The sequence below is a fragment of the Bacillus pfraonensis genome (genome assembly GCF_050768835.1).
Lineage (GTDB): Bacteria > Bacillota > Bacilli > Bacillales > Bacillaceae_G > Bacillus_A > Bacillus_A pfraonensis.
Map to the genome: position 1 here is coordinate 1 of NZ_JAHCDO010000124.1, position 286 is coordinate 286.

At 35.3% G+C, this 286-nt stretch carries 1 protein-coding gene; it reads left to right on the top strand.

Features of this window, described 5'->3' with window-relative positions:
* Positions 1-190 (top strand): hypothetical protein (locus tag KFD70_RS29400; RefSeq protein ID WP_431613567.1); only part of this gene is annotated, 190 nt, incomplete at its 5' end.
* Positions 191-286: the final 96 nt, after the last annotated feature.

Consider the following 286-nt stretch of genomic DNA (forward strand, 5'->3'; position numbering starts at 1 on the left):
TTCTATGCCTCTATCAAATGATTTTTGCACCAGAACCGTAACAACACTGATAAGGAAGAATTGGCAAATAAATTATATGCGTATCGCAACAGTAGAGTACATGGGAAAAGGGATGCGAAAATGGATCTACTGGTTCCATCTATTTTGGAGTTTATTAAAAGAAACGTTCGTTATTAAAAACAGCACCTAACCTTGTTTAAATACGGTTAGGTGCTGTTTTAGTTACCATAGTCCCACTTATCGGCAGCAAAACGGTTGCTATTAATCTCCAAAAAAATATAAGTAT